The organism is Sphingobium lactosutens DS20, from assembly GCF_000445105.1.
In the GTDB taxonomy this organism is placed as follows: domain Bacteria; phylum Pseudomonadota; class Alphaproteobacteria; order Sphingomonadales; family Sphingomonadaceae; genus Sphingobium; species Sphingobium lactosutens.
Genome location: NZ_ATDP01000107.1, coordinates 227197 through 240159 on the forward strand (window position 1 = coordinate 227197; position 12963 = coordinate 240159).

The window sequence follows — 12963 nt, forward strand, 5'->3', positions numbered from 1 at the left end:
TCAGCGCCAGCCGGCGTCGATGAAATAGTCGTGTCCCGTGCAATAACGCGCATCATCCGAAGCGAGGAACATGGCCAGCGCGGCGACATCGACGGGAAGGATGCGGCCATCCAGACACTGGGCTGCGACGATTTCCGCCTCCCCTTCGGGCGTGTACCATTTTTCCTGACGCGGCGTCTTCACATTGCCCGGGATGATCGTGTTGACGCGAATGTTATCGCGACCAAGGTCGCGCGCCAGGCTCCGGGTCAGCCCCTCGATGGCGGCCTTCGCCGTCTGATAAAGCGTCAATTCCGGAAGCGCGAGATGCCAGCTGATGGACCCGAAATTGAGGATCACGCCGCCGCCCGCGCGCTTCATCGCCGGCGCAGCAGCCTGCGCGGCAAAGAAGAGATGCCGCAGATTGACCGCCATGCGATCGTCCCAATAGTCCGGCGTGACCTGTTCTATGCCATGACGGTCGTCATTGGCGGCATTGTTGATGAGGATGTCGATGCCGCCAAGCTGTTGCTCGACCTCAGCCATCATCGCCTGCACCTTGCCGATATCGCGCAGATCGACCTCGTAAAACACGGGCGCAAAGTCGCTTCCGGCCAGACGCGTGACCAAAGCCTGACTTTCGTCCCTTGCAATATCGCAAAAGGCGACATGCGCGCCCTGACCGGCGAAGGCTTCGACCAGCCCTTCACCGATGCCGCTGCCACCACCGGAAATGAAGACCCTTTTCCCCTTGAGGCTGGGGTAGATGGCGCGGCTCATGCAGGATCTTTCTGTTGTGTGTTCAGCAGGCCGCGAGCGGCGAGATTGGTCATCAGGGCAACGACACCGAAATCCCAGGCGGCAGCATCCTTCGATGTCACGACCTCATTCACCAGCGTGCCCAGGCGCGGGGTGGAAATGGCGACGCGGTCGCCCACCTTGTGGGTAAAGCCGCGACCAGGTTCATCCCGATCCTGAACCGGCGCGAACAGCGTGCCAAGGAACAGCGCAAAGCCGTCGGGATAGTGATGTTCCGACAGGGTCTGCCGGACCAGTTCAAGCGGATCGCGACTGATCTGGTTCATGCTGCTGACGCCTTCAAGCCGATACCCTTCGGGTCCGTCGATGGTGAGAGCGACTTCGGCATTGCGGACATCGTCGATGGTGAAATCCTCATCGAACAGGCGCACCAGCGGGCCGAGCGAACAGGAGGCATTATTGTCCTTCGCCTTTCCCAGCAGCAACGCTGACCGCCCCTCAAAATCCCGCAGGTTGACGTCGTTGCCCAGCGTGGCGCCGATGGCTAAGCCGGCTGCGTTAACGAGCAGCACGATCTCTGGCTCGGGATTGTTCCAGGTGGAATCCGATCGAATGCCGATTTGGGCGCCCGGCCCCACCGACGACAGGATCGGGGCCTTGGTGAAGACCTCTGCATCAGGGCCGATCGCAACTTCCAGATATTGCGACCAGAGCCCGTCCTCGATCAGCGCCGCCTTCAGCGCAGCAGCCTCCGATGTTCCGGGGACAACGTTGCGGATCGAACCGCCGACCCTGTCCTCCAGTCGTGCGCGGATTTCGCCGGCGGCGGCAGCGTCGCCCCGCGCGCGTTCCTCGATCACGCGTTCCAGCGCGGATACCGCAAAGGTGACGCCGCAGGCTTTCACACATTGCAGGTCGATCGGGCTGAGAAGGGGGGCGGGCAGGCTATCCAACGGCCCCATGCTCTGACCGGAGCCGGCTGCAAGAGGCAGCATGTCCGCTAACTGCGCGACCGTCGGGGCGACGCCGCTCATATCATAGGCAATGCCGTCACGCACCAGGATCGGGCTTGGACCGTCAGCGGTCTGCACGCGGCCGAGGAACAGGCCTTTACGCCAATCGCTCGGCAGAAAATCGAGCAAGGAAACAGCCCCCGACATCATCACCTCTCCACAAAAACCGCGTCATTGTTGATAGCGCTACCACCACAATTTCGGGGCTGGTGTCAAGTGTTGTCATGCGAATGAGACGTTTGGCGTATGCAGAATGCTGTTCGAAAAAATCCTCTTTCCGGGGTGCGCGGGTTGCGGCATTGTCGTTGCGTCAAATCGAAAGAGCCGGGAAACGGGATTTTGGAACAAGAGAGCGCGCCGATAAAGGATGGCAAGGCCAAGGAGGATCTGGCTGGTGCGGCGGGGACCGCGGCGGGGAAATCCGTGTGGATGGGCACGGCGGTGGGCATCGGGTCGGCGGCGATCGTGGCGGCGCTGCTCTATGCGCGGCGCAGGAAATAAGCGGATATGCCAAAGGGCGGCATGGCCTTCGTTCCATGCCGCCCCCTGGTGCGACCCGTTTGGGTTCTTTTTCCGCCCTTCGTGACTGGCGGGGATATTCGGCTCAGGCGCCGGCGCTGAGATAGGTGATGAGTTCAGGCTTGCTGACCATAAGGCTCTTGTCCGCGTCCGCCGTGCTGAACGCGCCATTGGCCCAGGCCGTGACCTGATCGGTGGGAAGCTGCTGGCCGGTCGCCTTCATCTCCTGATTCTTGAGCGCCAGCATCCAGCGGAAAAATTCCGACTGGTCGAGCTGGCCATCGCCATTGGCATCATAGGCCGGAAATTCGCTATCGACGATCGAGGCCACCGATGCGGCCGGGGTCGATTGGGCCGGGGTCGATTGCGCGGGGGTCGATTGCGCCGGGGTAGCGGTGGACGGCTGCGCCGGCATGGCGGCCGACGGCTGGGCGGGCTGCGTCGCGGTGCCGGGAGTCATGGCCTGCTGCGCCAGAGCCGGGGTCGCGGCCGTCAGAACGGTTGCCAATAAAAGTGCGCGGATCATCATGATCTCCTGTTTCTAATCTTCTTGGGCCAGCAAAGGCGAAGACGCCAGCCTGCCCATTAGTGAAGATAGAATAGATCAATCCGCCCGGATGTTCCTGAACCCCCGTTCATTTTGCGTCATTCGACCAGTAAAATCGTTCGATTCGTCCCTTTCTTCGTCATGGATCCGCTCGCTCGTCCACGCAGGCGGGAGAAAAAGCGCGCCGATTTGCCCGCGGCGGGCGACGCTGCTAGGGGGCGCGGCACATCGACTTTCCGTTTCCAGCCAGACAGGATTCGCCCATGATCCCCCGCTATTCCCGCCCGCAGATGACCGCCCTCTGGGAGCCGGAAGCCCGCTTCAAAATCTGGTTCGAGATCGAGGCGCATGCGACAGAGAAGCTGGGCGAGCTGGGCGTGGTGCCGCCGTCGGCCGCCAAGGCGCTGTGGGACTGGTGGGCGACCAGCCCCGCGATCGACGTGGACGCGATCGACGCGATCGAGGCCGTGACCAAGCATGACGTCATCGCCTTCCTCACCTGGGTCGCCGAGCAGGTGGGCGACGAAGCGCGCTTCATGCACCAGGGCATGACCAGTTCGGACGTGCTCGACACATGCCTGGCGGTCCAGCTGACCCGCGCCGCCGACATATTGATCGAGGATCTCGACCGGCTGCTGGACGTCATCAAGCGCCGCGCGTTCGAACATAAGCTGACCCCGACGATCGGCCGCAGCCATGGCATCCATGCCGAGCCGGTGACGTTCGGCCTGAAAATGGCGGAAGCCTATGCCGAATTCAGCCGCTGCCGCACCCGGCTGATCGCGGCGCGGGCCGAAGTCGCCACCTGCGCCATTTCCGGCGCGGTCGGCACGTTCGCCAATATCGACCCGCGCGTCGAGAAGCATGTGGCGGAGCAGCTGGGCCTGGCCATCGAACCAGTGTCGACGCAGGTCATCCCGCGCGATCGCCATGCGATGTTCTTCGCGACGCTGGGCGTCATCGCATCGTCGATCGAGCGGCTGGCGGTCGAGGTGCGCCACCTGCAACGCACCGAAGTGCTGGAGGCGGAGGAATATTTCTCGCCCGGCCAGAAGGGGTCGAGCGCGATGCCGCACAAGCGCAACCCGGTGCTGACCGAAAACCTGACCGGCCTTGCCCGCATGGTGCGCGCCTATGCCCTGCCCGCGATGGAGAATGTCGCGCTGTGGCATGAGCGGGACATCAGCCATTCGTCGGTCGAACGCTATATCGGCCCGGACGCGACCATCACGCTGGACTTCGCGCTCGGCCGCCTGACCGGGGTGATCGACAAGCTGCTGGTCTATCCCGAACGGATGATGAAGAATCTCGACAAGATGGGCGGCCTGGTCCACTCGCAGCGCGTACTGCTGGCGCTGACGCAGGCGGGGGTCAGCCGCGAGGACAGCTATCGCTACGTCCAGCGCAACGCGATGAAAGTGTGGGAATCGGACGGGCAATTGTCGCTGATGGAATTGCTCAAGGCCGACGCCGACGTCACCGCCGCCCTGTCGCCCGACCAGATCGAGGAAAAATTCAACCTCGATTATCATTTCCGGCAGGTCGATACGATTTTCGAGCGGGTTTTCGGCAAGGCCTGACCCCCTGACGCTCGGCGGCGCATTGCCGAGTCGCCGGGTGAAGTGGACAACAGGGCGAAGTTCACAGTGTCGTGGGCGATTTTCGGCCCGAAGCGACCCTGACGCGACCGCGAAGCGACCATGAGGCGACCACGAAGCGACACCCTGCGCGCGGCGTACGGGCGGCCTGTGAGGCGTCCGAAAAGCGTTGGCGCGGGCGAGCGAATGCGTCATCCGCAAGGGTAGATCAGAAATAATCCTACATTGGTAGGGGGTGTGGGTAACGACGCAGGCCGGTGCTTCGATCCCGAGCCGATCGCGATGACGCGGATTATTGACGAGCGAGGAATTGAACTTCGTACACGTCTGCTTTTCGCCATTTGTAGTCATTAGCGTGTGGGCGATGATGCCCTAAAGCGGGCACTCATCTTTTCTGAAGATGATGTTGCTAACCATTTCAGCACCTAGAAAAGCGATTAACATATTCGAGTTTGTAAAGTCATTCTTCGTGAGTGTTCCGATCGCCTGACCAACGACGACTTCCCATGGCTTCTTGCAATCGAGGACGGCGCAAATGAGTTGACGGATTTCCTTGATCTTCGTGTGTCGAAGCCGATCACCCGATGCGGTGGCCTGTTGGAGCATGCCGATGTCTGCATGGCCTGGATTGGCTGCGATCCATGCGGCCGCTTTTTCAACAAAACCGTCCCAAGATGCGTTCATCACCGCTAGGCAGGGATCGGTCAGCAATACATTCTCGATCGCGTAGCAATCGAGCCGGTATCGCATCAGCGGTAGGTTATGTTCGAGCGGTTCATCGACGACTCCATCGCCGTCGCGGAGGGAGAAAGCTATAGCGCTGTCGTAGAGCGTCGCGAGCAAGTCGACGCAGAACCGTTCGAGTTCCCCCTGTTGGTCAACGTTGCCTGCCAAGACCGGAAATACCTTAATACGGCCCTGTGACGTGCGCGCTGCCTGCTGCCAAACACGTTCGTCATCCTCACCTTCGAGGATAAGCGCCGCATCTTCGTTGAGCGAGAGTGATAACGGATGGCCGAAGAATGGCGCGATCTTACGTAGCTGATCGCTTGTCGGCTTTAATTCGACAGTGTTAACTTCGAAGCTCTTTGTGCCAATGGATACGTACTTCGAATCCGCAAGTGAGCAAACCAGTGGTGCGCTGTGTGTCGAGAGACATATTGCAATGTTTTCAGATTTATCCACGAACTCTTCCAGCATGGCAATGATTAGCTTACCAAGCCGCGCTTGAAGGTCAGGGTGAAGATGGACATCGGGCTCATCAAGAAGCAGCACATTGAACTTTTCAGGGTCTATTGTATCGAAAAAGTACAAAATCTCGGCAGCAAGCGCGACTGCCTCAGACTCGCCACTGCTGATAGCTTCAGGGTTTATGGTCTCGCCGCTGGCCAATGAGCGAAACTCGAAATCTGCGTTACCCATTACCAATTCAATATTCGTGAGCAACTGGTTGACCTTCCCAAGGCGGTCGACCGCAAAACTGCGAGTTGGATCCATCCTGATTTCCGGTGTGCTAGGGTTGAGACTCAATCAGAGCCAGAAGGCCAGCGCGGTGACAAGGGCTACGCCTGACAGGAAGTTGTCGGCGAGTTTGTCGTAGCGTGTGGCGACGCGGCGGAAATCCTTGATGCGGCAGAAGGCGTTCTCGATGAGATGTCGGCCTCGATAGCGTTGCTGATCGTAGCGAATGGCACGCTTGCGGTTACGCCTGCCGGGGATGACCGGGCTGGTGCCGTTGTCTCGCAGGGCCTTGCGCAAGCTGTTGGCATCGTAGCCCTTATCACCAAGCAGGTAGCGCATGCGGCCCGCGCGTTCGAGCAGCGCCGGGGCGGCCTTCACGTCGCTGACATTGCCGGCGGTAAGCATCAGCGCGTAGGGGCGACCGAGCACATCGGTCAGGGCATGGACCTTGGTTGTCCAGCCACCGCGAGAACGCCCGATCGCCTGCGTCTGGCGCCCCCTTTTCCCCCGAACGCCGAGCGCTGGGCCTTGATGTAGGTGCTGTCGATCGCGGTACTCTTCGTGACCGCGCCCGCTTCAGTCAGCGTGTCGAGCAACTTCGTCCAGAAGCCCCGCCGCGACCAGCGGTTGAAGCGGTTGTAGATCGTTGTCGAAGGCCCGTAGTCCGCCGGGCAATCGCACCAGCGGCAACCAGACTTCAGCACGTGGAAGATGCCCGAAATTACCCGCCGATCATCGACGCGCCGTGCTCCAGGCTGGTTCTTTGGCAAGTGCGGTTCGATCGCCAGCCAGGCTTCGTCCGACAACCAGAACAGCGAGCGCGACATCGACAGGGCCTCCCTCCATTGTGGAAGCCCATTGAATCAACCTATGCACATACTTTCAAGAGGCTGATTGGGTTTTAACCCTAGCGAGGCGGCGCAAGTAGAGCACCTCCGCTTCGCGAAAGAGCATTGCTGAAGCAGCTTTGAAGTCGGACGCCTGGTTAACAGCACGGGTCAGCCGAAGCCATTCAGGGTTATTACCCATGTTTGTGAGGATATTGCCGTCGCGCTTGAAAGACCCAGCCCGCTCTGGGCTGACATAGCGGACATAATAGAGCTGCTTGCTCCGATTGGTTATTTCTTCAATGTCACGCAGGAAGCGGCTTTTCCCTGCGCCGTTGCGTCCCATAATTACGTTGATGTTGTTCAGGCCGATCAGGTGGGCGGTTTGCCCTTTCAGTTCGTTTTCTTTCAATGTTACCCCCCGCGCTTCATCGCCTGTATATTCGGGGTTGCACCAGAGGGATAGGGCATCTCACCAGAAGAGCAGGCATGACGACTACTATCGCAAATCTGCCGCCCAAAACCCGTCAGTCAGCAATCGGCCACTTCGCACCAGTCAAGCGCAGCTCCCTAAGGTCCGAAATGCTTGGTCGCCAAATTTTTGCCCCAGATAGATGCGACGCCCACGACAAAGCGCCCCCTCGCTATCGTCACACCCCTCCGTCTGGCCTTTGGCCAGCCACCTCCCCTGCCAGGGGAGGATGCGGGGCGGATCGGGTGGGGTGGTCTTGGGTGACCCGTCCGGCGCTGGGATGGGCGCGGACCCAGCCGCCCGCCCTGCCCTGCTATTCCAACCCGCTCTTGCGCGCTTGGCCGACGAAGTTCAGCGCGGCGCGGGCGGTTTCGGCTATTGCGGCTTCGGCTTTCTTGGCGTCGATAGTCGGGCGGTCGAGATAGATGGCGAGGATATATTCCTCGCCCGTGGGGGACTTGACCAGCGCCACGTCATTATAGGCGGTGCCGCAGCTGCCGGTCTTGCTGCCCGAGGTCCAGCCTTCGGGCAGGCCGGCCTTGATCCGCTTGTCGCCGGTGCTGCTGGCGTTGAACCAGGCGCGCAGGCGGTCGGCGCTCTCCGCTTTGAGGTCGCGGAAGAAAAGGCGCGCCATCAGGCCCGCCATGGCGGCGGGCGTGGTCGTGTCGCGCGGGTCGCCTTCCGCATTCTCATTGAGCGTGGGCTCGTTGCGGTCGAGCCGGGTGACATCATCGCCATGGACGCGCATGAAGGCGGTCAGCCCTTCCGGCCCGCCCAGCATCGGCAGCAGCAGATTGGCGGCGCTATTGTCGCTGACCTCCACCGCCGCGCGCGCCAGTTCCTCCATCGACATGCGGCCGCGCTTCAGGTTCTTCTTCACCACCGGCGCGTAATCGAGCACATCCTCCTTGCCGAAGGGGATGGTCCCTTCCAGCCCGAACTTGCCGCCATCCGCGCCGGTCAGCACGGCGGCGGCCAGCGGCGCCTTGAAGGTCGAGCACATGGCGAACCGCTCGTCCCGGTTGAAGCCCAGGAGCAGCGCGCCCTGCCGGTCGACCAGCGCGACGCCCAGGCGGCCGCCCGTCTCCTCCTCAATCTCCTTGGGATTGCGGACCTGCTCCAGCGCCGATTGCGGCACCAGATAGCGCGGCGCGGCGGGCATGAGAGTGTCGAGATTGCCGGTCGGCGCGGGCTCCTTCGCCGGGGTCTTCTGCCGATCAGCGGCAGACGCGGGCGCGGCGAGCAGCGCCAGCAGGCCAAGGGCGGTGACGATCTTCATGGGGCGGCCCCTTACATTCCCTGCATATTGTTGAATTCGCCCGGAATGCGGACGGTGAGGCTATCCAGCGCGGGATCGAGGACGATCTGGCAGGACAGGCGGCTGGTGCGCGTGGCGGCGGCGGCGAGATCGAGCATGTCCTCCTCATCCTCACTGGCGCGGGGCAGCCGGGCGAAGTCGGCGGCGTCGACGATGACATGGCAGGTGGAGCAGGCCATCTGGCCCTCGCACGTGCCCTCCAGCGGCTGGCCGGCGGCCTGCGCGACCTCCAGCAAGATGGAGCCGGCCGGCCCGTCGACCTCCTGCCGCCGCTCCCCATCGGCGCTGATGAAGGTGACCCTGGTCATGATATGCGCTCCCTTCGTCACGGCGCCGCTTGTGCGGCTGCCGCCTCATTCAACGCCCTTGCAGCCCTCTCCACCTCATCCGGCGTCGTGTAGCGGCCAAAGCCGATCCGCACCGATCCGCGCGCCTGGCCATCGCTCAGCCCCAGCGCGCGCAGCACATGGCTAGGCCGCCCGGACCCGCTTGCGCAAGCGCTGCCGAGCGAAAAAGCGATATTGCGGCAATAAGACAACAGCCGCGCGCCGTCGATCCCGTCGCGCCGCAGGTTGAGATTGCCGGGATAGCGGTGCGTCGCGCTGCCGTTGAGCGACCAGTCGGGGAGAGCCGCGCGGGCGAGCGCGGCGAGGCTTTCGACATGGGCGCGGTCGCTGGCGGCATTTTCGCGCATCAGGCGGGCGGCGACGCCAAAGCCCGCGCACAACGCCGGGGACAGGGTGCCAGAGCGCAGCCCCCCTTCCTGCCCGCCGCCATGGAGCAGCGGCGCGGGACGGACGCCTTCGCGCAGCCAGAGCGCGCCCACGCCCTTTGGCCCATGGATCTTGTGCGCGCTGATCGTGATCATGTCGCAGCCATCGGGGATGGGCACGCGGCCATAGCCCTGCACCGCGTCGCACAGGAACAGCGCGCCCGCATCGCGCGCCAGTGCGCCAAGCGCCTTTATCGGCTGGATCACGCCGATTTCGTTGTTGACCAGCATCGCGGCGACCAGCGCCACACCGGGGCGGATGGCGGCGCGGGCCGCGTTCATATCGACCAGGCCGTCGCTATCGACCGGCAGGATCGTCACGTCCCGCCCCTGCCGCCGCATCGCGTCGGCCGTATCGAGCACGGCCGCATGTTCGGTCGCGATGGTGACGATGCCGCCGGACGGCGCGCCCTGGATCGCGATGTTGAGCGCCTCGGTCGCGCCGGAAGTGAAGATCAGCCGGCCGCCGGGGGGCAGCAGGCGGGCAATCTCGTCGCGCGCCACCTCGACCTGCGCGGCGGCTGCGCGGCCGGGGCGATGGGCGCTGTGCGGATTGGCGAACTGGTCGCGCAGCAGCGGGACCATGGCGTCGAACACTTCGGGCGCGAGCGGCGTCGTCGCCTGATAATCGAGATAGATCATGACCGCGCCCGGTGCGCCATGGTGGTCCAGGCGGCAAGGAACCGGTCGACGTCGTGCTCGCTGGTCTGCGGGCCGAAGCTGACGCGGACGACTTCGCCGGCCGCCGCCTCGTCCCAGCCCATCGCGCCCAGCACATGGCTGGTCTTCAAGGAGCCGGACGAACAGGCGCTGCCGGCGGACACCGAAATGCCCTGCATGTCGAACTGGATGAGTTGTGCGCGGGCGGAGAGGCCGGGCATGCGGTAGCTGGCGATGGTGGGGATGCGGGGCGCGTCGCGCGCGACGATCGTGCCGCCCGCAGCTTCGATCCCGGCGTCGAGGCGTGCGCGCAAGGCGGCGGCGCGGGGCAGCCAGTTGCTTTGCGCGTCGAGGGCGGCGGCCATGGCGAGGATCGCGGGCAGATTTTCGGTGCCCGCGCGATAGCCCTGTTCCTGACCGCCGCTGGGCGCGATCAGGGCAAGATCACCGATCAGCAGTGCGCCCACGCCAGGCGGACCGCCGAATTTATGCGCGCTCACCGCGATCATGTCGGCGTCCGGCAGGGGCAGCTTGCCCGCGCTCTGGGCGCAGTCGGCAAAGAGGATGCCGGATGCGCGGTCGATCCGGTCCAGGGGCTGGATGACGCCGGTTTCGTTATTGACATGCTGGATGGCGAGGATGGCGTTTGCGTGCGGACGCTCAGCCCGAACGGCATCCAGGACAATCCCGTTGGCGTCGACCGGAAGGCGGTCCGCGCCCGGCGTTACGCGCAGCACGGCGTCATGTTCGACCGGCGAGGTCACGACCCGGCGCGCCCTGGCGCGGGTCAGCGCGATGGCGATGGCTTCGCTGGCCCCGGAGGTGAAAATGACATGCCCCTTCCACCCCAAGGCGGCGGCGATCCGGGCGCGCGCATCCTCCAGCGCGGCGCGCGCGGCGCGGCCGTCGGCATGGGGGCTGGACGGGTTGGCCCACAGGTCCAGCGCAGCGACCATGGCGGCGCGCGCCTGCGGCAGCATGGGGGTCGTGGCGGCATGATCGAGGTAAAGGCGGTCGGCGGCCAAGCGGCGTTACTCATTGATTGCGGAAATGGCGGCGGCTTCTATATAGGCGGTCTGCCGCGCCGCGCCAGCTTCGCCTGATGCGTGCGCCAACCCTTTTTCCCCGCCGCCCCGGTCCTTGCCCAAGGAACAGGACGGCCCAGAACGATAACAGGTGCCATGCCCGACGTCATTTTCCCCGGACCCGAAGGCCGTCTCGAAGGCCGTTTCAGCCCCCCGCCGCGCCCGCGCGCGCCGGTCGCCATGATCCTGCATCCCCACCCGCAGGGCGGCGGCACGATGAACGACCGGATCACCCAGGCGCTCTACAAGACGTTCGTCAAGCGCGGCTTTGCCGTGCTGCGCTTCAATTTCCGGGGCGTGGGCCGCAGCCAGGGGACGTTCGACAATGGCGTCGGCGAATTGTCCGACGCGGCAGCCGCGCTCGACTGGGTGCAAAGCTTCCACCCCGAAGCGCAGACGACGTGGATTGCGGGCTTTTCCTTCGGTGCGTGGATCGGCATGCAGCTGCTGATGCGCCGGCCCGAAATTCGCGGCTTCATCTCGGTCGCGCCACCCGCCAACATGTATGATTTCTCGTTCCTGGCCCCCTGCCCGTCGAGCGGCATCATCGTGCAGGGGACGGCCGACGAAGTGGTGACGGCCAGCGCGGTGCAGAAGCTGGTCGACAAGCTGCGCACGCAAAAGGGCATCACCATCCATCATGACGAAATTCGCGGCGCGAATCATTTTTTCGAGCATGAGCTGGATCAGCTGATGAAGTCGGTCGACAATTATCTGGACATGCGCCTGTCGCCAGATTCGCCGATCCGCTGATCGGACCGCCCACGGCCGGATAGGCAAAAAGGGCGCGGTTGCCATTTGGCCACCGCGCCCTTTTTTGCTGACCCCGCGCTCCCCCCGAAGCGCAGGGCGTCAGTTCGCCTTGCTCATGTCCACCTTTTCCACCCATTCGGGGTAGAAGGTCGGTTCGCGGTTGGACCAGCCGGCCGCGGTCGCAGCCGCTTCGCTGATCGACTGGAGCAAGGTGCGGCGCTTTTCCGGGTGAAGGTGCGGCAAGCTCGCCGCCGCGCAAAAGGCGCCCGGCAGCCAGGGCCGCGATCCCGCGCCGAGCAACCGTTCATAGAGGAAGCGATAGGCCGAAAAGCTGCCCAGCCGATCCTGCCCCAGGTCGAACGCGGACACAGTGACCAGCGGCGCCATGAAGGGTTCGGCCTGTTCCAGGCCGCTGTCATCGGGCACGCGCATCTTGATGTCGTCGAGACGCCCGTAAATGCGGGCCTGCGCCCGGATCGAGGCTTCCTCGACCAAATCGCGCGACCACAGCTTTGTCGCGTCGCGACGGCGCAGGCCGATGTCCAGGGATCTGCGGATATAGCGTTGTGTCGCAGACGGGAAGCTCGCGAATTCGCGCAGTTCCGCCAAGGTGATGGCGCCGTCCGCTGGTCTTGCACTCGTGCCCATAGTCTTGCCCTCCGACTTCAAGTCGTACGACAGACTATGCGCCTTCCATGGTTACCGAAGGCTTAAGCGCCTATTCTGCCGCCATTCACAAGGGATCAGATTTGGTTGTGCAGCGCAACATGAAAATCCGCGTTTGCGACAAATGGATGACGGTTGCGCTACCGGGATCAGGCCACCGCGGCGACATCCTGCGTCAGCCAGGCAAAGGCCGTGTCGGCCCTGTCGAAAATTTGAAGGTAGGATTGCGTCATTTCCCGCTGCACCTGCAACCGCGCCAGTGCGCTGGCCGTGACGATGGCTATGCGGCGCGCTTGGGGGAAGCCGGCAAAATGCGTGCGAAACATGGCCAGCGCATCTTGCGGCTGAATGGCGCTTTGACTCATATCCATGCGCAGAAGGTAGCCGGGATAAAATCCGTTACGGTCAAATTCGGTCCAGCAGGCGCGGGCATAGGCTTCGACGTCGTGGACAGTGAAATAACGATGCCAGGCCACGTCCATCAGGCGCAGGTCAGAACGGAACGCGATATCATAATGACGGTCGGGCATTGAC

At 63.4% G+C, this 12963-nt stretch carries 15 protein-coding genes; 3 read left to right on the forward strand and 12 right to left on the reverse strand.

All coding sequences use genetic code 11. From position 1 onward, the window contains the following. On the reverse strand, nucleotides 1-759 hold the full coding sequence (locus RLDS_RS51250) for an SDR family NAD(P)-dependent oxidoreductase (RefSeq protein WP_021228234.1): 759 nt from the start codon (nucleotides 757-759) through the stop codon (nucleotides 1-3). Continuing rightward, nucleotides 756-1898 carry a fumarylacetoacetate hydrolase family protein gene (locus RLDS_RS51255; RefSeq protein WP_040603947.1) on the reverse strand — a complete coding sequence of 381 codons (1143 nt, stop codon included), beginning with the start codon at nucleotides 1896-1898 and terminating at the stop codon, nucleotides 756-758. Before RLDS_RS51255 ends, RLDS_RS51250 begins: the two co-directional genes overlap by 4 nt. Before the next feature lie 192 nt (nucleotides 1899-2090). Between RLDS_RS51255 and RLDS_RS56590 the strand changes: the two genes are divergently transcribed. Further along, the gene (locus RLDS_RS56590; RefSeq protein ID WP_021228236.1) at nucleotides 2091-2252 is read left to right on the forward strand and encodes a hypothetical protein; all 162 of its coding nucleotides are present in this window, start codon (nucleotides 2091-2093) and stop codon (nucleotides 2250-2252) included. 103 nt (nucleotides 2253-2355) lie between these two features. Here the strand turns inward: RLDS_RS56590 and RLDS_RS51265 are convergent, their stop codons facing one another. Beyond that, complete coding sequence (locus RLDS_RS51265; protein WP_021228237.1) at nucleotides 2356-2796, reverse strand: EF-hand domain-containing protein; 441 nt, start codon at nucleotides 2794-2796, stop codon at nucleotides 2356-2358. A 284-nt stretch (nucleotides 2797-3080) separates the two neighbouring features. On the opposite strand from RLDS_RS51265, the gene purB reads away from it, so the two are divergent. After that, on the forward strand, nucleotides 3081-4397 hold the full coding sequence (gene purB, locus RLDS_RS51270; protein ID WP_021228238.1) for an adenylosuccinate lyase: 1317 nt from the start codon (nucleotides 3081-3083) through the stop codon (nucleotides 4395-4397). A gap of 390 nt (nucleotides 4398-4787) precedes the next feature. Here purB and RLDS_RS51275 read toward each other — a convergent pair whose 3' ends face one another. From RLDS_RS51275 to RLDS_RS51310, 7 genes are all read right to left on the reverse strand, one after another. Beyond that, on the reverse strand, nucleotides 4788-5912 hold the full coding sequence (locus RLDS_RS51275) for an AAA family ATPase (protein WP_021228239.1): 1125 nt from the start codon (nucleotides 5910-5912) through the stop codon (nucleotides 4788-4790). Nucleotides 5913-5945: 33 nt separating this feature from the next. Continuing rightward, nucleotides 5946-6703 (reverse strand): IS5 family transposase gene (locus tag RLDS_RS55590; protein ID WP_152528122.1). Its coding sequence is split into 2 segments (ribosomal slippage): nucleotides 5946-6364 and nucleotides 6364-6703, totalling 759 coding nucleotides; the frame shifts between segments, so codons are not numbered across the junction. A gap of 55 nt (nucleotides 6704-6758) precedes the next feature. Beyond that, entirely contained in the window at nucleotides 6759-7115 is a 357-nt protein-coding gene (locus RLDS_RS51290) for a hypothetical protein (protein WP_021228240.1), read from the reverse strand. Nucleotides 7116-7488: 373 nt separating this feature from the next. Continuing rightward, nucleotides 7489-8454, reverse strand: coding sequence for an SGM family class A beta-lactamase (gene blaSGM, locus RLDS_RS51295; RefSeq protein WP_021228241.1), 966 nt, complete (start codon nucleotides 8452-8454; stop codon nucleotides 7489-7491). Nucleotides 8455-8465: 11 nt separating this feature from the next. After that, complete coding sequence (locus tag RLDS_RS51300; RefSeq protein WP_031299026.1) at nucleotides 8466-8801, reverse strand: 2Fe-2S iron-sulfur cluster-binding protein; 336 nt, start codon at nucleotides 8799-8801, stop codon at nucleotides 8466-8468. Between the two features lie 17 nt (nucleotides 8802-8818). Then, a complete protein-coding gene (locus tag RLDS_RS51305) occupies nucleotides 8819-9907 on the reverse strand; it encodes a cysteine desulfurase family protein (protein ID WP_021228243.1) in 1089 nt (362 codons plus the stop codon). After that, nucleotides 9904-10950, reverse strand: a complete 1047-nt coding sequence (locus RLDS_RS51310) for a cysteine desulfurase family protein (RefSeq protein ID WP_021228244.1) — start codon at nucleotides 10948-10950, stop codon at nucleotides 9904-9906. Before RLDS_RS51310 ends, RLDS_RS51305 begins: the two co-directional genes overlap by 4 nt. Before the next feature lie 156 nt (nucleotides 10951-11106). Between RLDS_RS51310 and RLDS_RS51315 the strand changes: the two genes are divergently transcribed. After that, nucleotides 11107-11763 (forward strand): alpha/beta hydrolase, encoded by a 657-nt coding sequence (locus tag RLDS_RS51315; RefSeq protein ID WP_021228246.1) that lies wholly within the window; start codon nucleotides 11107-11109, stop codon nucleotides 11761-11763. 99 nt (nucleotides 11764-11862) lie between these two features. Here RLDS_RS51315 and RLDS_RS51320 read toward each other — a convergent pair whose 3' ends face one another. Both RLDS_RS51320 and RLDS_RS51325 read right to left on the reverse strand, forming a co-directional pair. Next, entirely contained in the window at nucleotides 11863-12411 is a 549-nt protein-coding gene (locus RLDS_RS51320) for a hypothetical protein (RefSeq protein WP_021228247.1), read from the reverse strand. A 167-nt stretch (nucleotides 12412-12578) separates the two neighbouring features. Continuing rightward, the gene (locus tag RLDS_RS51325; RefSeq protein ID WP_021228248.1) at nucleotides 12579-12959 is read right to left on the reverse strand and encodes a hypothetical protein; all 381 of its coding nucleotides are present in this window, start codon (nucleotides 12957-12959) and stop codon (nucleotides 12579-12581) included. Nucleotides 12960-12963: the final 4 nt, after the last annotated feature.

What these genes read in the sequence shown, in the direction of transcription:
- RLDS_RS51250 (WP_021228234.1), bottom strand. Translation starts at nt 759, where the DNA reads ATGAGCCGCGCCATCTACCCCAGCCTCAAGGGGAAAAGGGTCTTCATT.
- RLDS_RS51255 (WP_040603947.1), bottom strand. Translation starts at nt 1,898, where the DNA reads ATGTCGGGGGCTGTTTCCTTGCTCGATTTTCTGCCGAGCGATTGGCGT.
- RLDS_RS51265 (WP_021228237.1), bottom strand. Translation starts at nt 2,796, where the DNA reads ATGATCCGCGCACTTTTATTGGCAACCGTTCTGACGGCCGCGACCCCG.
- purB (WP_021228238.1), top strand. Translation starts at nt 3,081, where the DNA reads ATGATCCCCCGCTATTCCCGCCCGCAGATGACCGCCCTCTGGGAGCCG.
- RLDS_RS51275 (WP_021228239.1), bottom strand. Translation starts at nt 5,912, where the DNA reads ATGGATCCAACTCGCAGTTTTGCGGTCGACCGCCTTGGGAAGGTCAAC.
- blaSGM (WP_021228241.1), bottom strand. Translation starts at nt 8,454, where the DNA reads ATGAAGATCGTCACCGCCCTTGGCCTGCTGGCGCTGCTCGCCGCGCCC.
- RLDS_RS51300 (WP_031299026.1), bottom strand. Translation starts at nt 8,801, where the DNA reads ATGACCAGGGTCACCTTCATCAGCGCCGATGGGGAGCGGCGGCAGGAG.
- RLDS_RS51305 (WP_021228243.1), bottom strand. Translation starts at nt 9,907, where the DNA reads ATGATCTATCTCGATTATCAGGCGACGACGCCGCTCGCGCCCGAAGTG.
- RLDS_RS51315 (WP_021228246.1), top strand. Translation starts at nt 11,107, where the DNA reads ATGCCCGACGTCATTTTCCCCGGACCCGAAGGCCGTCTCGAAGGCCGT.
- RLDS_RS51320 (WP_021228247.1), bottom strand. Translation starts at nt 12,411, where the DNA reads ATGGGCACGAGTGCAAGACCAGCGGACGGCGCCATCACCTTGGCGGAA.
- RLDS_RS51325 (WP_021228248.1), bottom strand. Translation starts at nt 12,959, where the DNA reads ATGCCCGACCGTCATTATGATATCGCGTTCCGTTCTGACCTGCGCCTG.